General features: G+C 74.1%; 20 protein-coding genes. 2 read left to right on the forward strand and 18 right to left on the reverse strand.

From position 1 onward, the window contains the following. Positions 1–10 precede the first annotated feature (10 nt). The 17 genes from EV284_RS18130 to EV284_RS18205 all read right to left on the reverse strand — a co-directional run bounded on the left by EV284_RS18130 (position 11) and on the right by EV284_RS18205 (position 20,138). The gene (locus tag EV284_RS18130; RefSeq protein WP_130335391.1) at positions 11–1,111 is read right to left on the reverse strand and encodes a zinc ribbon domain-containing protein; all 1,101 of its coding nucleotides are present in this window, start codon (positions 1,109–1,111) and stop codon (positions 11–13) included. 5 nt (positions 1,112–1,116) lie between these two features. Further along, positions 1,117–1,686, reverse strand: a complete 570-nt coding sequence (locus tag EV284_RS18135; RefSeq protein WP_130335393.1) for a phage tail protein — start codon at positions 1,684–1,686, stop codon at positions 1,117–1,119. After that, positions 1,683–3,641 (reverse strand): putative baseplate assembly protein, encoded by a 1,959-nt coding sequence (locus EV284_RS18140; RefSeq protein ID WP_130335395.1) that lies wholly within the window; start codon positions 3,639–3,641, stop codon positions 1,683–1,685. The genes EV284_RS18135 and EV284_RS18140 overlap by 4 nt, the downstream gene beginning before the upstream one ends. Continuing rightward, positions 3,641–4,063 (reverse strand): GPW/gp25 family protein, encoded by a 423-nt coding sequence (locus tag EV284_RS18145; RefSeq protein WP_031181818.1) that lies wholly within the window; start codon positions 4,061–4,063, stop codon positions 3,641–3,643. The genes EV284_RS18140 and EV284_RS18145 overlap by 1 nt, the downstream gene beginning before the upstream one ends. Beyond that, positions 4,060–4,380 carry a PAAR domain-containing protein gene (locus EV284_RS18150; RefSeq protein WP_130335396.1) on the reverse strand — a complete coding sequence of 107 codons (321 nt, stop codon included), beginning with the start codon at positions 4,378–4,380 and terminating at the stop codon, positions 4,060–4,062. Before EV284_RS18150 ends, EV284_RS18145 begins: the two co-directional genes overlap by 4 nt. 44 nt (positions 4,381–4,424) lie before the next feature. Continuing rightward, entirely contained in the window at positions 4,425–6,248 is a 1,824-nt protein-coding gene (locus EV284_RS18155) for a VgrG-related protein (protein WP_130335397.1), read from the reverse strand. Continuing rightward, positions 6,245–6,967, reverse strand: a complete 723-nt coding sequence (locus EV284_RS18160) for a LysM peptidoglycan-binding domain-containing protein (RefSeq protein ID WP_130335398.1) — start codon at positions 6,965–6,967, stop codon at positions 6,245–6,247. The genes EV284_RS18155 and EV284_RS18160 overlap by 4 nt, the downstream gene beginning before the upstream one ends. A 49-nt stretch (positions 6,968–7,016) precedes the next feature. Then, on the reverse strand, positions 7,017–7,442 hold the full coding sequence (locus tag EV284_RS18165; RefSeq protein ID WP_086696354.1) for a phage tail protein: 426 nt from the start codon (positions 7,440–7,442) through the stop codon (positions 7,017–7,019). Between the two features lie 58 nt (positions 7,443–7,500). Beyond that, the gene (locus EV284_RS32750; protein WP_165425571.1) at positions 7,501–10,488 is read right to left on the reverse strand and encodes a hypothetical protein; all 2,988 of its coding nucleotides are present in this window, start codon (positions 10,486–10,488) and stop codon (positions 7,501–7,503) included. Between the two features lie 4 nt (positions 10,489–10,492). Beyond that, on the reverse strand, positions 10,493–10,651 hold the full coding sequence (locus EV284_RS32755; protein ID WP_165425572.1) for a DUF6760 family protein: 159 nt from the start codon (positions 10,649–10,651) through the stop codon (positions 10,493–10,495). Then, a complete protein-coding gene (locus EV284_RS18175) occupies positions 10,648–11,145 on the reverse strand; it encodes a zinc-ribbon domain-containing protein (RefSeq protein ID WP_031183844.1) in 498 nt (165 codons plus the stop codon). The genes EV284_RS32755 and EV284_RS18175 overlap by 4 nt, the downstream gene beginning before the upstream one ends. After that, positions 11,142–11,582, reverse strand: a complete 441-nt coding sequence (locus tag EV284_RS18180; protein ID WP_030803419.1) for a phage tail protein — start codon at positions 11,580–11,582, stop codon at positions 11,142–11,144. The genes EV284_RS18175 and EV284_RS18180 overlap by 4 nt, the downstream gene beginning before the upstream one ends. Before the next feature lie 48 nt (positions 11,583–11,630). Then, on the reverse strand, positions 11,631–13,190 hold the full coding sequence (locus EV284_RS18185; protein WP_130335399.1) for a phage tail sheath family protein: 1,560 nt from the start codon (positions 13,188–13,190) through the stop codon (positions 11,631–11,633). Positions 13,191–13,331: 141 nt separating this feature from the next. Next, positions 13,332–15,377: an ATP-binding protein gene (locus EV284_RS18190; protein ID WP_130335400.1), complete on the reverse strand. Its 2,046-nt coding sequence runs from the start codon at positions 15,375–15,377 to the stop codon at positions 13,332–13,334. Beyond that, positions 15,374–16,081, reverse strand: coding sequence for a DUF4255 domain-containing protein (locus EV284_RS18195; protein ID WP_130335401.1), 708 nt, complete (start codon positions 16,079–16,081; stop codon positions 15,374–15,376). Before EV284_RS18195 ends, EV284_RS18190 begins: the two co-directional genes overlap by 4 nt. After that, a complete protein-coding gene (locus EV284_RS18200; protein WP_242625715.1) occupies positions 16,078–19,275 on the reverse strand; it encodes a hypothetical protein in 3,198 nt (1,065 codons plus the stop codon). The genes EV284_RS18195 and EV284_RS18200 overlap by 4 nt, the downstream gene beginning before the upstream one ends. A 155-nt stretch (positions 19,276–19,430) precedes the next feature. Next, positions 19,431–20,138 carry a response regulator transcription factor gene (locus EV284_RS18205; protein WP_086690412.1) on the reverse strand — a complete coding sequence of 236 codons (708 nt, stop codon included), beginning with the start codon at positions 20,136–20,138 and terminating at the stop codon, positions 19,431–19,433. Between the two features lie 216 nt (positions 20,139–20,354). On the opposite strand from EV284_RS18205, the gene EV284_RS18210 reads away from it, so the two are divergent. Beyond that, a complete protein-coding gene (locus tag EV284_RS18210; RefSeq protein WP_130335402.1) occupies positions 20,355–21,713 on the forward strand; it encodes a hydrolytic protein in 1,359 nt (452 codons plus the stop codon). Between the two features lie 390 nt (positions 21,714–22,103). After that, on the forward strand, positions 22,104–23,216 hold the full coding sequence (locus tag EV284_RS18215; RefSeq protein ID WP_130335403.1) for a hypothetical protein: 1,113 nt from the start codon (positions 22,104–22,106) through the stop codon (positions 23,214–23,216). A gap of 20 nt (positions 23,217–23,236) precedes the next feature. Here EV284_RS18215 and EV284_RS33005 read toward each other — a convergent pair whose 3' ends face one another. Continuing rightward, positions 23,237–24,904 (reverse strand): DUF4157 domain-containing protein, encoded by a 1,668-nt coding sequence (locus EV284_RS33005; RefSeq protein WP_207229065.1) that lies wholly within the window; start codon positions 24,902–24,904, stop codon positions 23,237–23,239. Positions 24,905–24,961 lie beyond the last annotated feature (57 nt).

The raw sequence follows: 24,961 nt of genomic DNA on the forward strand, positions 1-24,961 counted from the left end.
CCCTCAAGCGTCACGTCCGCTGGAAGAACTCCACCTCCGCCAGCGCGACGTGCCGCCCGCCCGACAGGCCGACCGGGTCGCTGAGCGTCAGCCGGACCGACGTGACCCGGCTCAGGCCGACCGCGAAGGGCTGCTCGCCGGGCTTGTCGCTCAGGTCGATCTCCTTGCGCCGGACCTCGCCGTCCTCGGAGTAGACGTCCATGTCCAGGTGGAGGGCGCGGGCCTGGGTGCCGTAGTCCTCGGCGTTCTTGGACGCGCCGTTGGTCACGATCACGTCCACGAACCGGAACGGCTTGGCGAAGGCGTACGTGACCGACGCGGTCTTACCGGGGATCGCCCAGTAGCGGTTGGTCAGCCCGTCCGTGGTGAGCCCGGCCGAGTGCCCGGGAAGCTCGGCCGTGGCGGTGACGCGGGACGGGCTGACCGCCTTCGGCTTGCCCAGCTTGTCCCGCGTGTCCTCGATCAATGCCCGCCCGGCCGGGAGCAGCAGGAACCCCGCCGCGCACAGCGCCAGCACCACCGCGAGGATCACCAGCAGCCGCGTCAGCGCGCCCGACCCGGCGCGGGCGCGCCGCCGGAACGGCCACACGGTGCGCCACCACGGCAGCGGCTCCGGCGCCGCGACGGGCGCCAGCGGGGCGGCGCACCTGCGGCAGAAACGGCGGTGCGGGGGATTGGGGGTACGGCAGACGGGACACGGGACGCCGGAGGTGTCCTCGTCCGCCGGAAGGGGACGGACCACCGGGCGCGGGGCGACCGCCTTGGCGGGTTTGACGGGCTGGGGAGCCGTCGGGGGCGTGGGCGGCTCGGGGATCACCGGGCGCGGCGGAGCCGGGGCGGGCTCGGGTCCCGGTGCCGGTGCCGGTGCCCGCGTCGGCGCGGGCGTGGGCGTGGGGGGCTCGGCCTCGTCGGTCCGGGCCGGGGCGGGCTCGGCGACCGGCTCGGGAGCGGGTTCCGGTTCCGCCACCGCCTCCGGTTCCGCCGGGACGGCGGCGGCCGCCCGGCGCGAGGGCCGCCCCGACCCCTCCGACCAGCCCAGATAACTCCCGCAGTTTCCGCAGAAGTCGTCCGTCGCCTCGTTCGACGCCCCGCAGGCGGGACACTCGCGCATGTCCGTCACTCTCCTTCACCGGAGCCGGAGGGCGCGGCGGAAAGGACCTCGACCCGGCATCGCGTGTGCACCGGGACCATGGCCCGGACCAGTTCATGGACCCGTGACTCCTCGACCGTCGCCTCCCGACCGGGCCACACCCGTACGACGAGCTCGGCGTCCGGAGCGGGCGGCAGCTCGCTGCCGGGGGTGCCCGACCAGACGGCGGCGCCGTCGCCCACCACCTCGGCCCGCACCCCGAGGATCAGCCGGAGCGCCTCCAGAAGGCCGCGCCTCGTACCGCGCCACCGGTGCAGCTCCATCGCCCGGACCGTGGCCTCGCGGCGCAGCTCCAGCGGCCAGTCCGGGTCGTCCACCCCGCCCACCCAGGAGGCGAGCCAGGCCACGAAGTCGGCCGGGGCCACCCGGGGGTCGAGGTAGGCGGGCAGGTTGTCGAGTGTGCTGAACACCGGCGCCAGTACCGTGTCCAGACCGGCGGTGAACCGCTGGGCGAAGTCGTCCTCCGCGTACAGCGCGGGCAGTTGGCCGCCGATCGGATGGCGGCTCGGCAGACCGGGGATCGCGGCGCGGCTCATACCCGTGCCTCCGGCTCCGCCGCGGTGACGACCACCTGGTGCTGGTACGGGAAGACCAGCGCGCCCGCGCCGATGTCGACCCGGTCCACGGGCGTACCGCGCCGCCCGGTCACCGGGTCGGCCGGGAACAGCCGGATGTCCTCCACCAGCACGTCCCCCACGGCCCGCTGGAGCACGCCGAACAGCTCGCCGTACTGGACCGGCCGCCCGAACGGCCAGCCCGTGCCGTCGGGGCCGCCGTGCAGCGGGTCCAGGTGGTCGTAGAGCGCGGCCAGGGCGGTGGCCCGTACGCGGTCCGCGACGGCGGCCGGGGCGGTGAGCCGGGCCACCACGGTGACGCCCTGGTAGACCGGCGGTTCCACCACGAGGCGGGTGCCGATCAGGCGCCGCTCGTCCAGAGCCCCGGTGATCGCGGCGAGTACCTGGTCGGACGGGATGAGCTGCTCGAAGCGGACCCGCCCGTCGTCGTCGGGCACCGCGTCCGGCACCACCAGCACCCGGACCGCGCCCGGCTCGTCGGCGGCGGGCAGGCAGCGCACCCGGCGCACCGAGGGCGCCGCCTGCCGGGCGATGATCTCGTGGTCCTCGGCGGTCACCGCGCGCTCCTGCATGCGCAGCGCCTGCGGGGCGCGCATCCGGGCGTTGGCCACCGACTCGCCCGCCACCCCGCCACGAGCCGCCTCCCGGTTGCCGACGCGGGCGACGTACGGCACCGAACTGCGCAGCACGTTGATCGCGCCGCGCGCCACGTTCCCCGCCGGGCCGCCGCCGGTGCGGTAGCGGGCCAGGCGGACCTGGGCGCCCTTGGGCGGCACCGCGCCGCACGGACGCAGCGTGCCGTCGGGCTCGCGCAGCGCGGGCGCGAAACCGAACTCGCCCGAGGTGGCGTCGACCCGTACGTGCCGGTCCTCGGGGCCGGAGCGGCCGAAGTGCTCGACGACCTGCCAGCGCTGCCAGCCGTCGGCGGAGGACACCTCCACCACGGGCGGCTCGCCGTCGAGCAGCACCGGCGGCCGGTCCAGCCGGAACGCCTGCCCGGCGACGCCCTCGGACACGCCCAGCGGCACGTCCGTCACCGTCTCCGCGTGCTCCACCGTCATGGTGCCGCCCACCGTGAACACGGCCGCCTCCCGCACGGTCGGCGACTCGGAGTAGAACGGCTGGCCGGGCTCGGCCGGCACGACCCGGCAGCGCAGCCAGCCCGCGTGCGTCCCGCCGATGACGGACGCCGTGTGCGACGCCGGGACGTACACGATGACCTCGCCGGGCCGGTTCAGACCACCCGTGGTGTCCTCGCCGGTCTCGCACCGCAGCCAGCGCGTGCCGTCCCACGCCTCCCAGACCAGCGGGGGCTGGCGCGGGTCGACGCCGACGCCCTCGACCCGGCTGTCCAGGCGGACGGCGACCACGCAGCGCGGCACGGCCGTCGGCAGCCCGAACAGCAGCGCGTCACCGGGCTCGGGCGTCGTCTGGAAGCAGGGCACGTCCCGGCCCTCGGCGAGCGCGTTCGTGCGGTCGGTCTGCTCGCCACCGCGCGGCGCCGTCACCAGCCGGATCAACTCGCTCGGCAGGATGCGCAGTTCACCGGTGGTGGCGAAGACGACGGCGTCCTCGTCCTCGCCCGCCGCCGTCGTCACCTCGGTGCCCTCGGTCAGCGTCACCGGCTCCGGCTGCGGCGCGGAGAGCCAGAAGTCGACCTCGGCGGACGCCGCCGACGGCGGGAACAGCCGGATGCCCAGCAGGTCGAGAAAGGCGAGGTAGTTCTTCTCCGGCACCCGGTTCAGCCGGTACAGCAACTGGTCCACCAGATAGGCGAACGTCTCGATCAGTGTGACACCGGGGTCCGACACGTTGTGGTCGGTCCACTCGGGGGCACGCTGCTGCACATACCGTTTCGCCTCGTCGACGAGCTGCTGGAAGCGCCGGTCGTCCAGATTGGGGGAGGGCAGGACCATCAGTCGCCGACCACTTCCTCGACACCCTCCTCGGAGGGGATCGTGTAGAACGGAAACACCAGATTGCGCCGGTCGTTGGTGGAACGCACCGTGTAATGCACGTCGATGTAGAGCGTCCCGGCGTCCACCGCGTCGAAGGCCACCACCACGTCGTCCACGGAGATCCGCGGCTCCCACCGCTCCAGGGCCTCCCGGACCTGCTGCGCGACCCGGCCCGCCGTGTCGCCGTCGCCCGGCGCGAACACGTAGTCGTGGATGCCGCAGCCGAACTCGGGCCGCATCGGCCGCTCGCCGGGGGCGGTGCCGAGCACCAGCCGGATGGCCTCCTCGATCTCCCGCGCCCGCTCCACCATGGCGATGCCGCCGGTGGGGCCGACCCGCAGCGGGAACGCCCAGCCCCGGCCGATGAACCGCTCGCTCACAGCACGCCACCTATCTCCACGCTCAACTCACCCATCACGATCTGCGCCTGGCACGCCGTCTTGTCGCCCATCCGCGCGGCCGGCAGCCCGCCGATCAGCACGCCCTCGCCGACCAGCGCCATCGGGTCGGGGATGATCACGTTCGCCGGGCCGGTGGCCGCGTGCGGCGGGACCACGCACACGTGCAGGCTGCCCACGACCGCCGCCGGACGGCCCCCGATCAGCACGGTCGCCACCCGCGCGGCGGCCGCGGGCGGCGGGGTGGTGATCCGGCCGCCATGGCTTGTCGGATCACCGGTACGGGCTGCGGCCGGCATCGTGAACTCCTCGGTAGTCGACATCAACGGACCTGCGGTGCGGATCAGTTGATCCGGATGAGCTTGGCCTTCAGGACACCCAGCAGACCACCGTCCACCTCGACCGACGAGCGCCCGGTCACCGCTACCGCGCGCCCGGACACGGACACCCGAGACTGCCCGTCCAGCACCACCCGGCGCCCCTTCAGGGTCACCTGGCCCTGCGGCGCGCTCAACGTGATGTCCTGCTTGTCCAGCACCATCGACGTGCCCACCTGGCCCGGCGACCGGTACACCGTCACCTCGATCCGGTCCTCGCGGTCGTCCATCCGGACCTCCAGACGCTTGTCCGCCGTCACCAGCCGCAGCCCCGACGGACCCGGCCGGGGCGCGTCCAGCAGTTCCAGCCGGTGCCCCGAACGCGACACGATGGAGCGCCGGTTGACCTTCCCGCTGGTCTTGTCCACCAGCGGCACATCGTGCTTCGACGGCTTGTCCACCCCGTTGTAGAGCCCGCCGAGGACATACGGACTGTCCAGCAGCCCCTGCTCGAACCCGACCAGCACCTCGTCGTTGACCTCGGGGCTGACCACACCGCCGCCGCCCTTGCCGCCCCACTGCACGGTACGCGTCCAGTCCGAGACGTAAGTATCGTCCAGCCAGGGGAACTTGAGCCGGACCGCGCCCTGCTCCGCGCCGTTCGGCTCCCGCACGTCGGTGACCACGCCGATCGCCAGACCCGGAATGCGCGCACCGCGCGAGCCCGCCGCCCCGGCACCGGACAGCCCGGTCAGCGAGGGGTCCGGGCGGGAACTGACCCAGAGGGTGGTCCGGTAGCCGCCGTGCGGCTCCAGCACGTGCTGCACCGCCGTCGCCGTGTACCGCCCCGAGAACGCGGGGCCCACATTGCCCAGCGCGACCGCCTTGCCCGCCCGCAGCGCCGGATTGCCGGTGGTCAGCGCCTCCAGATCACCGTAGGACGCGCTCACCTGCTCCGCCGTCGCCCGTGCCACCGCCGCCGCCTCGGCCTGCGTGCGGTATGGGGTGTCGGCCACCGTCACCTGGGTCTTCCCGCCGAACCGGTTCACCGACGCGGGGTTCAGACCCGGCACGACCGTGCCGCTGGTGATGGACGCCTGCTCGGCCACCACCGCCCGCTTGGTGGTCGCGTCCCAGCCGCGCACCTGCACCTTCTGCGCCGCGTCCGCCATCGACAGCGACGCCCGCAGCGCCAGCAGGTTCCGCCCGTACTCCAGCACCAGCGGACTCCGCGTCGCGGGCGTCGAGGGAGCCGGCGCGCCGGACGCCTTCACGGGGCGGGTGAACTGCAGGACACCCTTGTCGTCCACCCGCACCTGCGCACCGCACTCGCCCGCCAGATACTGCAGGAAGTCCCAGTCGGAGACGTTCGCCTGCGAGAGCTGCTTGTGCGTGACCGCGGGCGCCTCCACCTTGCCGCAGGCCAGGCCCGCCGAGGTGGCGACCTTGCGGATGATCGCCGCCGTCGTCATGTTCCGGTACGCCACCACCTTCCGGCCGCGCTGCAGCCGGTGGGCCTTGGAGTACGCCCGTACGACGGTGAACGTGCCGGTGCCGTCCCGGTCCAGCTCCAGGGCCGTCACCTCGCCGCTGAACAGCGGCTCCCGCGCCTGCCCCTTCACCGTCACCACCGACACCTTCAGCGGCGTGCCGATCGTGACACCGGTCGCCGCGAGGAACTCGTGCTGCGGATCGCGGTACGTCAGCACCGCCGTGTCCGGCAGCCCCACGCTCTCCTCGATCACACAGCTCACCAGCTGAGTCGCCCAGGTCTTCGGCAGCTCGCCCGGCGCCTCGACCACCGGATCGGCCGCGAACGACCGCACGTCACCCGACTCGGCGGCCGTCACCGCTCCTCCTCGTATCCGGCGTCCCGCAGTCCGGGCACCACCAGTTCGGTGCCCGGCAGGAGTGCCATCGGATCGTCGATGCCGTTCGCCTCGGCTATGGCCCGCCAGGCCGTCGCGTCCCCGTACTCCCGCCAGGCGAGCATCGCCAGGCTGTCGCCCGCCACCAGCGTGTGCGTGCTGCGGGCCGTCCGCGCGCCCGACGTGGGGTTCTGCCCCGGCGGGTCGACGCTCGCCTCCTCGATGGACAGTGAGCAGGTGGCCCGCAGCGGCTTGCCGTCCACGTCGAACAGCGTGTACGAGACCGACAGGCTGGACAGCACCCCGTCGAACGACGTCGTACGCGCCGTGCCCCACTCGAACCGCACCCAGGGACTCGCCGGCTTCTTCCGGCCGAGGCTCGCCTGCGTGGGCACGCACGCCTTCATCAGCTTCTCCACGGCCTGCTCCACGGAGTTGTCGTGGGTGGCCGTCGCGTCCAGGAAGACCTCCAGGCTCAGCACCCTCGGGCCACTGCCGACGAACTCCGGCAGCGCCGACTCGCCCGCCATGCGCGCCGGGGAACGGCGCCACTCGGTGGACTTGCTCAGCTCCAGCGTCGAGGGGTTGAACTGGAGGTCGAGCCGCGCGAGCGTGCCGCCGGGCTTGGCGCCGACCGCGGCCGGCGGCTCCTTGAGGGTGAGCTGCGCCCTGGCCCGGCTGGCGCGGACCGATGGGGACATGGGGTGGTTCCTTCCTGGGAAACGGGGGCTTGGCGGGGCGAGCGGGCGGTCAGGAAGGAACCAGCCCCTCGTGCGCGATCTCCAGCGTCTCCACCGCCGCCTGCGAACTGGCCGGGTCGAACGACGGACCCTGCCAGCGCACCGGCACGATCCCGTACACCTGCCAGCCGATGATCCGGCTCAGGTCGGGGCGCAGCGCCACGATCTCGCCGTCCTTGGGCTCCACCCGGCGCAACGTCTCGTCCAGCCACCGGCCGATCTTCGCCGTGTCCGACGTCACCGGCCTGGTCAGCGTGATGTTCGACCAGGTCACCCGGCCCGGCAACTGCCAGGTGAAGCCGTTGTTCCCGCCCTCCGCGTACGTCTCCATCTCGACCTGCGCCCCCATGCCGGAACACGTGTGGAACGCGCCGAGGTCGTTCCCGCCGATGTTGAGCCGGAAGAACACGCTCGTGGCGAAGATGTTGTCGGTCATGCTGCTCGGGTTCCGTCCGTGGGGCGTTCGGGGGTGGCGGGGTGTCGGGGGCGGTGTCTCAGCGACGGCCGTCGAAGGGGCGGCCCGTGCGGTCCCGGCCCCGGCGCAGTTCGTTGCGCAGGAGGCGGGAGACGGGGTCCAGCAGGCGGCGGGCCAGGTCGTCCAGGTCCGGGGAGGAGTCGGGGGCGGGGGGTTTGGTCCGGGTGGAGTTCCTGCCCGGCGGCTTCGTGCCGGTGGCCGTGCTCGCGGTCTGGGCGGCGGGTGTGCCCTGGGCGGGCGGGGTGCTGGTGCCGCCCTTGTCCCGCTGGACCTGGGTGTGGGGCCCCGGAGGGGGGCTCGACGGGGTGAGGGCCGCTCCGGTGTCCCGCTGGATCTGAGCGGGGCGGACCAGCGGGGGCGCGGCGGCGGGAGAAGTGGGGCCTCCACCGCGCGTGGGGCGGACCACGGGAGCGGGCGCCGGCGGGGCGGCTTCGCGGGCGGGGGCGTTCACCAGGAAGGGCTGTACGGCGGGGGGTTGGGGTGCCGTGACCGGGAGCGGGCGGGGCGCGGGGGCGGTGGGGGTCGCGGCCAGCGGGGCGGGGCGCGCGGCAGCGGGGGCCACCGGGCGTCGGGGGGCGCGCTGGACCGGGGCCGGTGCCTGTGCCGCCGTCTCGCGGGCCCAACGGGCGGCCACCACCGGGCGGTCTGCCGTCCTGCGCTGGGCGGGCGCGGCGATGGGGGGCGCCTCCTCGGTGCTGAGGGTGAGGGGGCGGGCGGGGAGGAGGTTCAGGGTGGGGGCGGGCCTGGTGGTGGGCGTGGGAGTGGGCTGTCCGGTGAGGGTGACCGAGCGGGCCACCACCAGGGGGGTGGCGCCGGGGGTGCGGGGCGCCGAGGTCGGGGTGGCGCCGGGGGTCCGGGGCGTCGGGGTCGGGGTGGCGCCGGGCGTTTGGTGGGCCGGGGTGCCGGGTGCGCCGGGTCCCCGGCGGGGAGGCGTGCCGGGCTGGGCCGGGGCCGGGGCCGAGGGCGCGGGGGAGTGGGCCGTACCGGGCGCGGGGTGGGGCGGGGTGCCTGGACGTGCCGGGCGCCGGTCGGTAGGGGAGGTCTGGACGGTGGGCGTGACGGGGCGGGCGGGGGTCAGGGGGACGGAGCCCCGACGGGTGCCGGGCGCGTTGCCGGACGCGGGTCCGGACGTGGTGCCGGACGCGCTGCCGGGCGTGCTCGGGCGGGCCGAAGTCAGCGGTACGAAAGCCTGGTCGGTGCCGGACGCCTGCGGAGCCGGCGCGCCCGGACGCGCCGGGGTCAGGGGGATCGCGTTCTGGCCGGCGCCGGCGCCGGGGGCGGGGCGGCCGGGGTCCGTCGCCGGGCGCGCCGGGCTCTGGCCGCCGTCAGGCGTGGCCGGGGACGCGGGACCCTGCCGCTCCGGGGCGCCCAGGGTCGGGCGCTCGGGGGTGCGGGGGGTGGCAGCCGGGCCCGCCGGGGCGCGCTGTGCCGTGGGACGCGTGTCTGCCGGGGTGGGGCGCGCGGGGGTGTCCTTGGCGGCGGTGCCGGGCGTCTTGGGTGCGTGGGTGCTCGGAAGGGCCACGGTCAGGGGCGCCGCGCCGGCGGGCCCGCCGGTCGGGGCCGGGTCCGTGGTCGCGCGGCGCTGGACGACGGCGTCGGGCGTCGACTCACCGGCACCATCAGAGCCACCCAACAGAGGCTTCTGCGAGGGCGGTTGTGGCGTGGGCGCGGTCGACCGCCGCACCGGCGCCTGTCCGGACCGCTGCCGGCTTGCGGGCACGTCGGCTGTCGGAGGCAGCTCCGACAGCGGTGCCCCCAGACCCGACCGGACACGGGGAGCCCGGGGCTCGGCCCGGCGCTGGACGGGCTCGGTGGACGGCGCCTGCCGGTCCCCGGCGGCCGTCGTCCCGGCCTGCACCACGGGAAGCGCGGGCGCCGGAGTGATCCCCTCCGTAGCCCCCTGCTTCATCGGCACCGCGGTGGGCGGGAGTTGGGTCAGAGGCTCGCCCAGCGGGGGACGGCTCCCCTCGCGCCGCTGAACCGCCGCGCGGTCCGCCTGCTCGCCCTGAGCGGCCTGCGGCTGGGACTCGGCCTGCGCGGCGGGCGCGGCCGTCCTGGGCGCGGCGGGCACCACCGGAGTCACCCGGCGCACGGGACCGGCCGGCCGCCGGGCCACGATCAGCGAGCGGCCCACCGGAAGCGGACGCACGGAAGCGGCGGTCGGCGCCACGGCGCGCCCGCCGTCACCGCCGGACGGCGCTGAAGCGGCCTCGGTACGAGCGGCAGGACGCGTCGGCACCGGACCCGCCGAAACAGCCCCGCCCGAACGGGGTTCCACCACCGCGACGCGCCGCACCACAGGGAGCGACGCCTTCGGTGCCCCGGTCGGCACAGCCGCCGCCCGCTGCACCGGCGCGGCCGCCTCCGCGCCGAGCACGGCCGGAGAACCCGCAGAAGTGAGCCCCCGCTGCTCCTCGACAGCGTCGGCAGGGGCGGCAGAGGCGGCGGAGGCGGCAGCGTCGGCAGAGGCGCCGGAGTCGGCAGCACGCCGCTGCACCGAGGGTGCACCGGTACGCCCGGCCTCGGCGCCCCTCCCGGACGCCGGCCCGGACCCCGCAGCCCGCTCCCCCTGCCGGGGTCTGCCGGCGACCACCCTCTCCAGCCGCTCCCCGACCACGGGCGGGGCCTCCTCCGCCTCCTCCCGCCGTACCGCACGCAACAGCAGCGGTCCGCCGCCCCCGAACGTCTCCCCGGTCCCCGAGGCGGCGCGGGCGACCCCCCGCACCAGACCGGCCGGAGCCGAAGGCAGCACCCCGTGCGCGAGCCCCGTGTCGAAGGACGGGTCGCGCCAGGCCGCCAGTCCCGCCCGGAAGCCGAGCCCGTCACTGACCGCCAGCGGGGCACGGGAAACCGTCAGTTCGGGCGTGGCAGCCGCACGCCAGCCGCCGTCCCAGCCCTCGGGCACGCCGACGCCGGCAGGCGCCTGCTCGATCGGACCGGAGCCGGCGCCGCCGACGTTCTCGGCGGCGGGCGGCCGGGGCCGACGCACCCTGTCTCGCCATCCCATGCGGTCAACCGCCTTCGTTCACGCGGGTGTTGATGCGGGCGATCTCGGCGACCCACTCCCGGCGCTCGGCATGCGTGAGGTCGAGGATCTCCTCGCGGCTCCAGTGGAAGTGGTAGGCGACGTACGCGATCTCCTCCCGCAGCCGGGAAGGCGCGTACGTCACGATTCCCCCAGGCGCCCACCCGAGAGGTCGACCTCGAAGCCGCCCTCGCAGTGCGGGCAGGTGACCGCCGCACGCGTGTGGCCCTCGCTGTTGACACGCCGGTAGAAGTCCTGGAGGAACGCGACATCGGTCGCGTACATCCGCTCCACGATCCCCGCGTGCACGTCGGTGACCGTGCCGATCCGGGTGATCACCTGGCTGAGCAGCACGACACTGAGGTACGCGGGGTTCTCCTTGACCCGCAGGTCGATCTGCGGGCGCAGCTCGTCGCGGGCCGTGGCCAGCCGCATCGACCCGTGCCGGTGCACGGTGCCCGCCTCGTCGACGTACCCGCGCGGCAGCTCGAACTCGAACTCCGTGCGCAGCGCGGGCTCCTGGCGCGGCGGCGCCGCGGGCGTGAACGGCTTGGACACCGCCTCCGCCTCGTCCTTCGCGGGAGCCGTCGCCTGGAGGATCTCGTCCAGGTTGCCCGCGGTCACCGTACGGCGCCTCATTCGACGATGATCTCCTCGAACACGATGGTCACGGACTCGGTGGCGGCCGACGACTCGCCCGCCTTGAGGGACGGGCCCTCCCACTTGGACGCCCAGCCCTGCATGAGCTGGATGCGCCGCACGGTCTCACCGGTGGAGTCCTTGATCTCGATGGTGAGGTTCTGCCGCGCCGTGTCCACCGCGCCGTTGTTCAGCGTCTCCTTGATCCAGGAGGTGAACTCGCTGCTCTGGTCGAGTCCCCGGGTGATCGTGATCTCGCCGGCCTGGCGGGCGCCCGGCTGCTTGCGGATGATCTGCTTGCCCTCGGAGCTGACCTGCCGGACCTCGACCACCTCCTCCTCGACGCTCAGGCCGCTGATCTCCTGGATGGATTCGACCAGGTAGCCGCCGAGCTGGACGCCGAAGATATGGGTGGAAAGAGCATCGCCCTCAGCCATGACTGTCTGTCACCTTTCTGGGTGGATAAGTGCCGGAAGCGACGGAGGTCACTCGTCGACGAGGCTGGTGCTGTCGGAGAACTGCGCCAGCCGGAACACCACGAACTCGGCCGGCTTGACCGGCGAGACACCGATCTCGCAGACCACGCGTCCCTGGTCGATGGACTCCTGCGGGTTGTTGTCCCGGTCGCACTTGACGTAGAACGCCTCCGCCGCCGTGCGCCCGAACAGCGCGCCCCGGCGCCACTCCTCGGTGAGGAAGGCGCTGACGTTGCGCCGGATGCTCGACCAGAGCCGGTCGTCGTTCGGCTCGAACACCACCCACTGGGTGCCGAGCAGGATCGACTCCTCCAGGTAGTTGAAGAGCCGGCGCACGTTCAGGTAGCGCCACGCCGGGTCGGAGGAGAGGGTGCGCGCACCCCAGACCCGCACACCCCGGCCGGGGAAGGTACGGATGCAGTTCACGCCGATCGGGTTGAGCAGGTCCTGCTCACCCTTGCTCAGCCGCAGCTCCAGGTCGACCGCGCCGCGGATCACCTCGTTCGCGGGCGCCTTGTGCACCCCGCGCTCGGTGTCGCTGCGGGCCCACAGGCCGGCGACGTGGCCGCTCGGCGGGACGGTGATGTTGCGTCCGGCGGCCGGGTCCAGGACCCGGACCCAGGGGTAGTACAGGGTGGCGTAGCGGGAGTCGTAACCCGCCTCGTCGTTGCGCCAGTTGCGGACCGCCTGTGCGGAGAGGCCGGGAGGGGCGTCCAGGACGGCGACCCGGTCGCCCATCTGCTCGCAGTGCGAGATGACGGCGAGCTGCACCGTGCGCAGGCCCTCGGCGTCGATGTCACCGCGCTGGTAGGCGCTCATCAGGTCGGGGACGGCGACCATGGTGATCTCGTCCACGCTCTCCAGGCCGGCGAACCCGGTACGCGCGTCGGCGTCACCGACGTACTCGGCGGGGTCCAGCCGGGCCACCGTGCCGGAGGCCGAAGGCGCGGGGGCGGCCGGGGCGTCCGGCACGGCGATCGTCTGCGCGGACGGCCGCGTCTGGTTCCCGCCGCGCTGCTCGGTCACCTCGATCAGCTTCGAGTTGCGCGCCTGGGTGGGCAGATAGCCCTTGACGTTCCGGCGGGTCGAGGCGTCGTAGCTCTCGGCCACCTGCTCGCCCTGGCGGACCAGGACGCGGAAGCGGTCCTCCGGCGGGTTCTCGCCCTCCGGGTCGGCGATCTCGATGGACACACCGGTGACGCCGGGCTTGGCCGCGATCTGGAAGCCGCCGACCTCGACGGCGAGCGCCGCCTGCTCGCGCCGCGCGCCGTCACCGTTCCCGGCCGGGGCGGAGGAGTCGTCGGCGGAGCCGCCGATGCGCACGACGTAGGCGGAGCCGCCGCCGTTGGCGAAGTAGCCGTAGACGGAGTGCGGCAGGTACGCGCCCTGCACGAAACCGCCGAAGATCCGGCTGTACTGGTCCCAGCTCGTCACCAGCGTGGGCTCGTGGAACGGGCCGTCCTCGGCGAAGCCGACGAACGCGGCGACCGCGGTGCCCACACCCTCGATCGGGCGAGCACCGGACTGCACCTCCTCCACGTAAACACCTGGGGTGAGGTACGTCGGCATGCTCGCTCCTTCACGGGTCCTGCGGTCCGGGTCTCCTCCACCCTTTCCTCGGGCCGTGCCCCGGGGCAGGGGACATCGGGCCCTGCCCGGGGGCAGCACGACTGCCCGCGCGGGCGGGCACGCCGCACCGCGCGTGCAGGATCAGGCGGCCGTGACCTGCGCGAGCCAGGGCCCGAACTCGGCGGCCAGCACCAGCCGTCCGAGCTTGCGGTACTCCTGCGCGACCGACTCCACGACCTGCCGCATCGTCAGCTCATTCCCCGAATCCGCCGCGAGATACGCGGCCGTCACCGCGCACGACCGGATCGAGCCGCCCGCCAGCTCGAAGCGGTCCGCGCAGAACGCGAGGTCGACGTCCCCGGCGCGCGGCAGCCGCTCGCCCAGACACCGCTCCCACAGCGCGAGCCGCTGGGCCGCGTCCGGCACGGGGAAGTCGGCCACCACGTCGAGCCGCCGGGTGAACGCCTCGTCCAGGTTGGCCCGGAGGTTGGTGGTCAGCACGGCGATCCCGTCGAAGGACTCCATCCGCTGGAGCAGGTACGCCGACTCGATGTTGGCGTGCCGGTCGCGGGCGTCCTTCACCTCGGAGCGCTTGCCGAAGATCGCGTCCGCCTCGTCGAAGAGCAGGACCGCGTTGACCGCCGACGCCTCGGTGAAGATGCGCTCCAGGTTCTTCTCGGTCTCGCCGATGTACTTGTCCACCACGGTCGACAGGTCGACCACGTACAGATCCATGCCCAGGTCGGTGGCGACCACCTCGGCGGACATCGTCTTCCCGGTGCCGGACTCGCCGGCGAACAGCGCGATCACACCGCGCCCCCGGCCGCCGCCCGGCCGCATCCCCCACTGGCCGAGCACCTGGTCGCGGTGGCGGGCGCGCACCGCGAGTTCGCGCAGGCCCCGCAGGGTCCTCGGCGGCAGCACCAGGTCGTCCCAGCCCACCGCGGGCTCCACCCGGCGCGCCAGCCGGGCCAGCCCCGCCCCGTTCTGCGCCCGCACGGCGGCCCGTACGTCCTCCGCCCCCACCGGCCGCCCAGCCAGCGCCGCCGTGCGCACCGCGGCGTCGGCCGCGCGCCGGAGCTGGCCGGAGCCGAGCCGGTGCGCGGCCACGGCACGCGCCAGGTCCGAGCCGTCCGAGCCGTCCGGGGCCCCGGCCGCCTCCAGCGCGAACCGCCACCGCACGGCCTGCTGTTCGGGCGAGGAGGTGCCCACCGTGAAGGACACCGGGGTGCGGACGGCCCACGCCGGGTCCCAGACCTGCGAGCCGTAGGTGAACAGCGGGATGCCGGACAGCGCGGCGCATACCGTGCGCAGCACGTGGGTCCGCTCGGAGGGCTTGTCCGGGAGGTCGTCCAGCGGCCCGAGCACCACCCCGGCGCCGGTCAGCCGGGCCTCGCGGGCGGTGGCGGCGGCCAGATGGGGCAGGTCGCGGGCGTGCCGGGCCAGGGCCACCGGGTCCAGGACCAGCGGGACGCGGCCCGCCTCACGCAGGGCCGCGTCCGCCAGGCCCTCGGGGGCACCGCCGGCTGCCCGCAGGTGCACATGCCCGGTGCCGCTGCGGACCCCGGCGGCGGCCCGGCGGACCAGCGCGGGGTCGGCCGCCGGGTCCGCCGTGTGCTCCCCGAGCACGGACCCCAGGCGGGCGTCCGGCGCGGTGTCGCCCAGCAGATGCGCGGTCACCCGGTCGGGCACCGCCAACACCCGGGACAGCGGCGGCCGTTCCGGCTCCTGCACCTCCAGCAGTCCGCCGGCGAGCAGCGGCGCGCCGGGGGAGAGGCGGAAGCGGGCCGGGGACAGCCCGGTGTGCCCGCACAGTCCGAGGGCCAGCCCGACCGTGGGCCGGCGCCGGGTGAGGTCGTCGTTCAGATAGCCGTAGAGCTGCTCGAAGCGGGCGTCCAGGTCCGGTGCCAGGACGACCAGCAGCAGCTCCACGTCGAGCGGGGAGAGGCCGAAGTCCCGTGCCAGGCGGCCGAGCGGAGAGTCGGCCGCCGACCGCTCCGGCTCGGCGGCGGACGGTTCGCCGCGCGTGTCGAGGACGCGCTGGGCCGCCTCGGGGGTGAGGTACTGGCCCCGGTAGGGGTCGTCCGGGTCGGGGTCGACGGCACGCCGCGCGGCGACCGCCTTCCGTACCCGCTCCTCCACGGTGTGCAGCCGCCGCCACAGCTCGGGTTCCACGGTGTGCGTCATGGCTGGCGGTCACCCCTCCTGCGGCGCCGGGCGGGGGCGGGACGCCGCTCGCGGGACCCGCCGAAGCCCTCCCCGCCGGGGTCGTCGATCTCCGTGTAGCGCAGCCGGCGCGCCGACTCCGCCTCGTCCGGCAGGGAGTGAGGCACCGACCGCACGACCAGGCCCTCGGTGACCGGCGGCGCGGCGACCCGCTCGATGCCGGCCAGCGGGGCGCGCACCCGCACCCCCAGCGACGGTCTCAGCTCGCCGCCCAGCGCGGACCACACGTCGGAGGCGGCCGGGGCGTCCAGGCCGGTACCGCCCGCGTCCAGACCCACGATCAGGCCCAGTTCGGCGAGCGTGCCGGTCAGCAGACGGGGGGCCAGGGTGTCCGTGGACACCAGGGTGGCGAGCACCTGGGACAGCAGCCGGTGCTCGTCCTGCGGCCTGCTCGCCCACGCGGTGACCAGATAGGTCAGCTCGAACCAGCGGGCGGGCGCGCGGCGGGCGACGACGAAGCCGTCCTCGTCGTAGATCTCGCCCGCGCTGCTGTTGCGCCGGGAGTTGTCCTCGCGGATGTCGTACAGGAACGCGCACACCGTGGGCGCGCTGCGCCGGGCCGCCCAGTCGCTGGTCGGCGCGTCGAAGACCACCTCGACGCCCGACGCGGCCAGTCCGGACTCCTCCAGCAGGCCCCGCAGGGCCTCGTCGACCTCGTGGATCACCGGCGGGTCACCTCGTCCGGGGGCTGCACGCTGCCGTTGACGACCAGGAAGTCCGTCTTCACCGGGGAGAAGCCGGGGCCGCTCGCGGTGATGGTGCGCGGACCCGTCTGGTCCTTGGCGAGGATCAGCAGCTGCCCGATGAACGTGCCGTCCGGCAGCGGCACCGTCGGCGCCGCCGCGGCCGTGATGCCGGGCTTCCAGCGGAACCGGACCGGTACGCCCGGCGGGAAGTCCTTGCCGCGCACCGAGGTCACGAAGCCGGGCTTGCCGATCGGCGGCACCGCGACGATCTTCGGCTGGAGAACACGCAGCCGCTGCCGGGCGGAGTTGTCGCTCCGGTCGGCGTCCGTGCCGGTGGTGGTCAGGGTGCCGGTGACCGTGGCGGTCAGCGCCTTCTTCGGGCTGAGCACGACCTGCAGGGTGCTGCGGGCGCCGGGCGCGAGGTCGGGCAGCGCGCACAGCCAGCCGGCGTCACAGCCGGGCGGGCGCCCGTTGTTCGGCACGTCCGCGGGCAGCCCGATGCGCAGCCGGAGCCCGGTGGCCAGCGCGTTGCGGCCGTTGCGGACGGTGTACGTCACGACCACGCGGCCGCCGACATAGCCGGGGTCGGGGTTGGCGGTGACCGTCACGCCCGGCCCGGCCTTCGGCGCCGGGGGTTCGGGAACCGGCGGCGCGGGCGGCGCGGGAGGCACGGGGGGCGTGGTCGGCGGAGTCGGTGTGGGCGGAGTCGGGCTCGGCGTCGGCTCGGGCGGCGCGGGTGCCTCGCGCACCGGGACCACCGTACGGTCGGTGTTGTCGCTCGGGTCGGGGTCGATCACGGCGCCGGTCACCGACCAGTCGACCGGCTGGTCGCCCGGCGTGACCCCGGTGAGGGTGACGGTCACCGGGACGGTGGCGCCGGGCGGCACCACGCCGAGGTCGCAGGTGAGCCCCCGCACGTCGCAGTTCCGGCCGGGCGCGGTCAGCCCGGTGACGGTCGCCCCGAGAGGCGGCGCCACGGTGAACCGGGTGCCGGGCGAGGCCGCGGGCCCCTGGTTCACGACGTCGACGCGGACGGTGCCGGTACGGCCGACGACGACCTGCCCCGAGGTGTCCGGAGCCCGCACGGCGAGGTCCACGGACTGCTGCACCGAGGGCTCCTTCTGGCGGCCCCCCAGCGCGGTGGTGAGCGGGGTGAGGGCACCCGACTCCACGTCCACCCGGCTCAGCTTCTCCGGGCTGTTCGCCGCGAGCCCGGCACGCGAGCTGAACACCAGAGCCGTGCCGTCGGCCGTCCAGGCGGCGTCCCGCGGCTGGAACGGACCCGTGGCCGAGGCGTCCGGCAGCTCCCGGCGGCACGCACCCGGCAGACCACGGCCGGCGGCGGGCAGCAGCACCCGGCAGTCGTCGCCCGACACCGAGGTCAGCAGAAGCCCGCCCTGCTGGTCGACCCGGCCGCCGCCGGCCTTGCGGTTGAAGGCGATGGTCCGCCCGTCGGGGGAGAAGGCCGGGCTGTCGTCGATGACGTCGCAGGCGCCGGGGCAGTTGGCGGAGCTGAGATCGCGCTGCTGGTCCAGGTGGTCGACCGGGACGGTCCAGATGTGCTTGTTGCCGTTGCCGCCGCCGATGACCTGCGTACGGGTGAAGGCGAGCCGGGTGCCGTCCGAGGACCAGGTCGGCTGGGCGTCGGTGCCCTGCGCCTGCCCCGCCGGCGGGGTGATCCTGCCCCGGAGCGCGCCGGTGGCCACGTCCGCGATGAGCACCTGTCCCGGCCCGGCCGCGTCACCGGTACCGCCGGGCGACGTACGCCGGAAGGCGAGGGACTTGCCGTCGGGGGAGAAGGTCGGATCGGTGTCCCAGTCCTTCGGGCCGCGCCCGGCCAGCGGCAGGGCCCGCGGGTTGGCGCCGTCGGCGTCGGCCAGCCAGATCCGCTCGACGCGTCCGGCGTCGGAGTCCTCGAACCGGGTCAGCACGATCTGCCGTCCGTCCGGCGTGTAGTTCTGCCGCTCCGTCCACGGGTCGGACCCGGCGGCGGGCTGGAACAGCGGGTCCTTCGCCGGATCGGTGTTGGTGTCGGCCGCCGGGTCTTCCTTGAGGATGGTCAGACCCAGGTCACGGGGGTCCGAGCCGTCCGCGCGGGCGTCCTGGAGGGTCACCACGTGCGGTCCGGCGGCGGTGGTGCGGTCCACCACGGCCCCGCCGCCGTCCACCGGCCCGAGCCAGGTGACCGTGCCGACCTCGCGGTCCTCGGTCAGGACGAGCGACCGGTTGCCGTCGTCGTCGGAGTGCACGACCGTCCTGAAGACGTGGTCGAAGTCGCCCTCACACGTGCAGTCGCGGTCCGGGCTGAGGAACAGCAACTGGTTCCCGTCGGGCAACCAGGCTGCCCCGTGGGTACGCCAGCCTGCCTCCGTCGCGCCCAGCAGCGGACCGCCGTCCCCCGAACTCGCGTAGGCGTAGCGCAGCTTGGGGCCATCGGCGGTGGTGGCCGTGTAGGCGATGATGTCGCGCTTCTCGGCGCTGTCCAGCGGATTCCACGCCGGCTCGCCCGCCGTGCCGTTCGCCGGATCGGTGACCCGGTTCGCGGTGCCGCCCTGGAGCGGGCGGACGTAGATCTGCTGCCCCACCAGGGGGTCGGCGTCACTGGAGTACGCCAGGCGCTGCCCGTCCGGCGACACCGTCGGGCACTCCTCGTCGGCCGGGGTGTCGGTCAGCCGGGTCAGGCCAGTGCCGTCGGTGCGCACCAGCCACAGGTCGCGCTGGGTGGCACCGCCGGGGCCGCCGGGCTCGGCCGAGTCGAAGACCACCGCCCGGCCGTCCGGCGTCAGCCGCGGATGCGCCGCGTCCCGGCCGCCGGTCAGCTTGGTCACGGAACCGTCGGCGGCCCGGAGGTAGACCTGTGGGTTCCGCTCGTCCCGGCGGCTGGCGAACACCAGCCGGTCGCCCAGCGCCGAGGGGTCCACGTCGTAGTGGGTCGCGCCCTCCCCGAACAGCGGGGTGCTCGACTTCGTCGTCGCCACCCGGCCCAGGCTGCGGTGCCGGGTCCCCGCGAAGGCGATGCGGGTCACCCCCGCGTCACCGGCTCGGGGGCGGGCCTTCGCCGTACCGGGACCGGCGGCCGCCGTCACCGCCAACAGGGGGACCAGCAGCAACAACGCCAGGCCGATCCGCTCCAGCGGGTACCGCCACCCGCCGGCCTTGTCCGTGCCCGTCACGGGCCCACCTCACCGTCCGCACTCCGCTTTCGCACAACCGCCCGCCATCCTGGGCGTCGCCGTCCCTGGTGCGGCAGGGCCGACGGGACGCTCCCGGGGGAAGCGGCGGAGGGGCTTTCGGGCAGTGTGCCGACAGCCGGTGGTCAATACACCTGTCAGATCAAGCCGTTGCGCAGTGCGTAGCCGACCGCGTGGGCCCGGTTGCGGAGCTGCAACCGGGTGATCACCTCGTGCAGCACGTTCTTCACGGTCCGCTCGGAGTACGAGGTCTTACGGGCGATCTCCCCGGTGTCCAGGCCCTCCGCCACCAGTCGCAGCATCTCCGTCTCGCGGGGCGCCAGCGTGGACAGCGACGCCGCCCGCGGGTCGAGCGGGGAGGAGCGCTGCATGCTGCCCACGTGGGTGAGGAGTTTGGCGAGCAGATCACCGGGCAGCATGCCCTCGCCGTTGGCTATGGCGAGAACCAGGCGCAGCAGCCGGTCCTGGTCGGCCTCGGCGCGGCGGAGCACCGCGGCGACCCCGTTGTCTATGGCGCGCTGGAGAGCGTCACCCGACTCGAAGGTGCCGACCACCAGGCCGGTGCGGGTGGCGGAGTTGTGGCGCAGCCGGTTGAGCAGCGCCGACGTCTCGTCGTCCACCGTGTCGACGGTGATCAGCGAGACCTGGGCGCTGTCGGCGGCCCCGGCCTCCACGAACTCGATCTCGGGACGCTGGCGCAACTGGTGCACGATGCCCACGTAGAGGACGGGGTCGGGGGCGTAGACGGTGACGGAGACCCGCTCGGGGCGCCTGGCCGAGGTGGTCCAGGGTGCGGTGTGGGCGGCGGGAGCGGGATGGTTGGCCTGAGGGCAGCTCGTGGTCATGAGTCCTGTTTCCATCGAACGTGTGGGGGTGGTGCGGCGCGCCGGTGGAGCAACGTGCGGGACCGAGCGGCGGAAGTCGGCCCGCGCACGGTCTTCGAAGGTCAACTGGTGCTATCCGAAAGGGAGTAGGCGAGCGTTGTCCGGGGCACGAGCGCTGCCCGCGGGCTTGCCCTCGCGTCTCTCCGAAAGGAAGGGACCGCGTCATACGGTCGCCGGGTGACGTCTCCAGCATCCACCCCCAGCCCCGGCGTGCCCGGTTCCGACATCCCCGCGGTGTCGGTGACGCCCGGCGGGCTTGCCACCACCACCCTGACCGTCCGCAACGACAGCGACATCGTCGAGGCATACGGCCTCGAGGTGGTCGGCGACTGCGCGGCCTGGGCCACGGTGGAGCCCGCACGCGTGTCCCTGTATCCGGGCACCTCCGAGACGGTGACCATCCGCCTCGAACCCCCGAGGTCCCCCGAGGTCCGCGCCGGTGAGGTGCCGCTCGCCGTACGCGTGCTGCCCACCGAGCACCCCGAGGCGGTACGGGTGCCCGAATCGACCGTGCGGGTCGAGGAGTTCCGGGAGCTGCGCGCCGAGATCGCCCCGCGCCGCCGCCGGGGCTGGCTGCGCGGCCGCTACCGGCTGGCGCTGCGCAACGAGGGCAACTCCCCGGTGACGCTGGGCTTCACGCCCGCCCAGCCCGGCGAGGAACTGCGCTTCACCCTCAAGCCCGCCGAACAGACGCTGGAGCCCGGCGAGTCGGCGGAAGTGGGTCTGCGGGCCCGTATCGGCAAGCCGGTGTGGTTCGGTGCCCCCGTCATCTGGCCGTTCACGGTCACCGTCGCCGAGACGGCGGCACCGGACGCGACCCTGCCGGAACCCGCCGACGCCATCCGCACCCCGCTGGACGCCGAGTTCGTCCAGATCCCCGTCTTCCCCAAGTGGCTGCTCGCGGTGCTCGCCGCGTTGATCGCCCTGCTCCTGGCCTGGTTCACCCTCGTACGGCCCGCCGTGCGCAGCGCCGCCAAGGAGGCGGCCGACGAGGTCGTCCAGCAGCGGCCCACCCCCGGCGGCAGCGAGCAGGCCGGGCAGGGCACGGGAGCCGACGGCGGGCAGCCCGGCGCCGGCAGCGGCGGCGCGGGCAGCCGGCCGGGCACGGGTGGCGGCGACGGTACGGGTACCGGGACCGGAACCGGGACCGGCGACGGCGGCGGTGGCGGCGCGGCCGGAGGCGGCCAGAGCTCGGCCACCATCGACGTGCAGACGGGCGGCGGCGCGGAGAAGACCGGCACCTACACGGTCCCCGCGGACAAGGTCTTCCAGGTCACCGACATCGTCGTGGCCAACTTCCAGGGCGACGAGGGGGTGCTGACCATCAACTTCGGTGACCGGAAGATCACGACGATCGCGCTGGAGACCTTCCGAAACCAGGACTATCACTGGGTCACCCCCATCAGGATCGCCGCGAACGACACGGTCACCGCCCAGGTCACCTGTGCCAAGCCCGGCACGCCCGCCACCGGCAGGCGGGCCCAGGAGTGCCACGAGGTGCTCAACGTCAGCGGAGTGCTCAGCGACATCAGGTGACTTGGGGCGTCACGCCCATGCTCTTCGAGACGCGCCGTGATGCAAAGCCGCGACAGGGCCGGGCGTCCGGAAAACGGACCTCCGGCCCTTTCGGTCATCTGACCGGATTACGTTGATATGTTCAGGTGTCTTGCCTGAATTTCTCTCGGTAACCGCGTGTAGGCGCCATTGGCCATGAATCAAACTTGGCTTGATCTCCGCTAAGCACCGGAGCGGGTTCACCGTCATGATCCGGTTCCGTTCGAGGTGGGGTGAGGGAGCGCGTTGCGCACACACAGGCACGGGACGGACCGGGACGGAACCCATGGGCCCGACGCCGGCCGCACGCGGCCGGGCGCACCCGCGGGCCCTCCGCTTCTGGCCCTCCAGCGTTCGGCGGGCAACGCGGCGGTGTCCCGCCAGGTCGCGGACGCCCGGTCGGAGGATGCCGTCCAGCGGTCGCCGCAGTCCTCGCGGCCCCCGTCGCGCACCTCGCAGAAGTCGGGGGACTCGCAGGAGACCGAGAGTTCCCAGGAGTCCGCCCACTCCATGACGGTCGCCGACCGGCGGCAGATCAAGTTCGCCCAGGACAAGGACGAACTCCTCAAACGCGTCGGCAGGATCCAGGTGCTGACGACGATGCCCGACTTCATGTCCGGCATCCACGGCTTCCTCGACAACATCGAGGCCGACATGAGAGCCGGACAGCCCACCGGGGTGGACGGCGGCGCCATCGACCGCATCATCACCGGCTTCCACGACCCCCGCGTGCAGGGCCACCGCGTCCAGTACGCCTGGTACGCCCGGCAGCAGGGTAAGGAGGGCTTCCAGCAGGCGCTCGACCGGGTCGCGGCCGCCTCGGCGGAACACGGTCAGCTCTGGGCCAAGATGAACTCGGCCATCCCCACCGAGGACGCGAGCGTGGGCCGGGGTGTGGTGCTGGAGGCGTCGGTGCAGGGCCGCATCTTCGACGGCCTCCTCTTCGGGCTGCCGACCTGGAGCGCCTCCGACGCCCTGGCAGCGCTGTGGAAGCGCCTGTCGACGACGTACGTCCAGGCCCTCACCGGCACGGTCACCGCCCACGCCCTGGACGGCACCGTGGGCTCCAGCGTGCTCAGCACCCTGGAGTGGCCCGAGCTGCGCGCCTCCATCGCCAAGGGGGACGTGGACGGGCTGGTCTTCGTCGTCTACCACTCCCACGAGGACTCCTCGGGCGGCCCGGCGGTCCTGGAGCCGGTGGAGAGCTTCCACGTCCGGACCCAGAAGGAGTTCGAGGACCTGCCCGAGGCCCCGGCCGACCAGGCGTGGCGCGACAAGCAGCGCGTGATCGACCAGGAGCAGCGCGCCGCCCTCGCCGACATCCACTCGCGCGAGGAGGAGATCGAGGCGCTGGACGAGTTCGTCAGCGACCTCTTCCGCCGCCATGGCCGCGACCTGCGCTTCCGGGACGCCGACACCCCGCCCAACACCCGCTCCAACTCCGCGCGCGAATCGCCCCGTTCGGACTCTCCGGGCGCCGCCTGAGCGGGTGCCGGGCGGCCGGCTCAGGGAGAGGTCGACATCTGGTCGTCGGACCCCTGGTACTCGTCCCCGCTGCTCTGTGAGTCGAAGGTCATGGTCATGAACGGCTGCCCCTGCGACTGGGACCCGTCGGACATGTCCACGTCCGAACTGCTGGAGGAACTGGAGTCGCTGTCCGGCGACGGGCCCGGCGCGTCGTGCAGCGTGTAGGTGGCCTTGTCCCCCGTACCGTTCTGCGTCACCAGGCCCGCCGCCACATACCGTTCGAGCTGCTTCTTGCGGCGGTCGGCGGGGATGACCGACTTGGACATGCCCGCCGCGTGCTGCTCGGCGGCATCGGCGGCCGGGGTCGCGCCCTGGGCGCGCGCGTCGTGGTAGTCGTTGTGCGAGAGCATGTCGGCCCGGTCGGTACCGAGCGCGCGCAGCACGAAGTCGTCCATCTGCGCGGACGTCAGGGTCTCGCCGGAGCGGTGGTCGAGGTCGTCCATCGTCTGCTCGTAGAAGAAGAACAGGTCGCTCGGGTCGACGCCGGCCCTGATCAGGTCGTTGGTGTCCGGCTCGTTGTCCCACTGCTTGTACGGCGCTCCGTCGTGGAAGACGTCGATCCGGGTCGGCACCATCACCGCGCGGTGGTTGCCGTTCGCCGACGCGTAGTGCACCACGAAACGCACGGTGCCCGAGTCGATGTCCGCGAGCGCCTGCTCCATCCGCCGCCACATGCCGGTGCCCTGGTTGAGGGACCACTGCGGGACGATGTTCCGGGGGTCGTCCACACCGCCGACCTCCAGTCCCATGACGTGCCCGCGGTCGTATCCGGCGCCGCCGAACAGGTCCCGCCACACGTCCGGCTCACTGGGCACCTTCCACTTGTGCGCCGCCGCCTGCCCCTTGTACGCCTGCTGGAGCTTGCGCACCGCGATCGGGTTGGGGGCGGCGGGCCGGCCCTTGGTGCCGCTCTTCTTGACCGGGCCGCTCACCTCGTGCGGACGCTCGATCCGCAGGTTCTGCGCTGCCCCGGCCCCCTTCTTGGTGGGCGCGTAGTGCGAGACCTGCGCGTTCTCCAGGTCCATGGTCAGGGCCCGCTGCACCGTGCCGGGGTCGGCGGCCCGCCGTACCGGGTCGGAGCCGCCTCCGTGGTCCGGCACCGGGCCGGACATCACCCGGTGCGCGTTGGCCTCCGCGGCCCGCTCGAAACGGTCACCGGGATCGGACAGGGCGAACCCCTGCCCCGAGTCGGTCCCGGACACCGGCCCCTGCCGCTGCTGCACGACATGCGTCAGCTCGTGCGCCAGGGTGTGCTTGTCCCCGCCGCCGCGTCCCAGTACGACATGACTGCCCGCCGTGTAGGCGCGGGCACCGATCTCGGTCGCCGACCGCTCCGCGTCCGGTCCGCTGTGCACCCGCACCTCCCCGAACCCGGTCCCGAAGCGCGCCTCCATCTCCCCGCGCACCGAGGCGTCCAGCGGCCGCCCGGGTCCGCGCAGCACCCGGTCGACCGAGGACCGCTGCACGGCGGCCGCGGCCGCGGCGTTCCCGGCCGACCGCTGGAGCGCCGCGACACCGGCCGGACTCACCGCCCGCCCGGGCCCGACGGGCCGCACGGCCCCGGCCCGGCCCCCGGAAGCCGGGCTCAGGTCCTCCGTCGCCTCGTTCCGGGCGTCCTGCCGGTTGTGCCGCTGGTGTGTCGCCATCTCGCACCTTTCCTCGGTGGACCCATGGTGCCGACCGCGCACGGAAGGCACCAGGGG

Origin of the sequence: Streptomyces sp. BK022, assembly GCF_004217355.1 — a bacterium.
GTDB classification, from domain to species: domain Bacteria; phylum Actinomycetota; class Actinomycetes; order Streptomycetales; family Streptomycetaceae; genus Streptomyces; species Streptomyces griseoluteus.

Bases quoted from the DNA above. Each gene is read 5' to 3' on its own strand.
- EV284_RS18130 (WP_130335391.1), bottom strand. From the start codon at position 1,111: ATGCGCGAGTGTCCCGCCTGCGGGGCGTCGAACGAGGCGACGGACGAC.
- EV284_RS18135 (WP_130335393.1), bottom strand. From the start codon at position 1,686: ATGAGCCGCGCCGCGATCCCCGGTCTGCCGAGCCGCCATCCGATCGGC.
- EV284_RS18140 (WP_130335395.1), bottom strand. From the start codon at position 3,641: ATGGTCCTGCCCTCCCCCAATCTGGACGACCGGCGCTTCCAGCAGCTC.
- EV284_RS18150 (WP_130335396.1), bottom strand. From the start codon at position 4,380: ATGCCGGCCGCAGCCCGTACCGGTGATCCGACAAGCCATGGCGGCCGG.
- EV284_RS18160 (WP_130335398.1), bottom strand. From the start codon at position 6,967: ATGTCCCCATCGGTCCGCGCCAGCCGGGCCAGGGCGCAGCTCACCCTC.
- EV284_RS18165 (WP_086696354.1), bottom strand. From the start codon at position 7,442: ATGACCGACAACATCTTCGCCACGAGCGTGTTCTTCCGGCTCAACATC.
- EV284_RS32750 (WP_165425571.1), bottom strand. From the start codon at position 10,488: ATGGGATGGCGAGACAGGGTGCGTCGGCCCCGGCCGCCCGCCGCCGAG.
- EV284_RS18175 (WP_031183844.1), bottom strand. From the start codon at position 11,145: ATGAGGCGCCGTACGGTGACCGCGGGCAACCTGGACGAGATCCTCCAG.
- EV284_RS18180 (WP_030803419.1), bottom strand. From the start codon at position 11,582: ATGGCTGAGGGCGATGCTCTTTCCACCCATATCTTCGGCGTCCAGCTC.
- EV284_RS18185 (WP_130335399.1), bottom strand. From the start codon at position 13,190: ATGCCGACGTACCTCACCCCAGGTGTTTACGTGGAGGAGGTGCAGTCC.
- EV284_RS18190 (WP_130335400.1), bottom strand. From the start codon at position 15,377: ATGACGCACACCGTGGAACCCGAGCTGTGGCGGCGGCTGCACACCGTG.
- EV284_RS18205 (WP_086690412.1), bottom strand. From the start codon at position 20,138: ATGACCACGAGCTGCCCTCAGGCCAACCATCCCGCTCCCGCCGCCCAC.
- EV284_RS33005 (WP_207229065.1), bottom strand. From the start codon at position 24,904: ATGGCGACACACCAGCGGCACAACCGGCAGGACGCCCGGAACGAGGCG.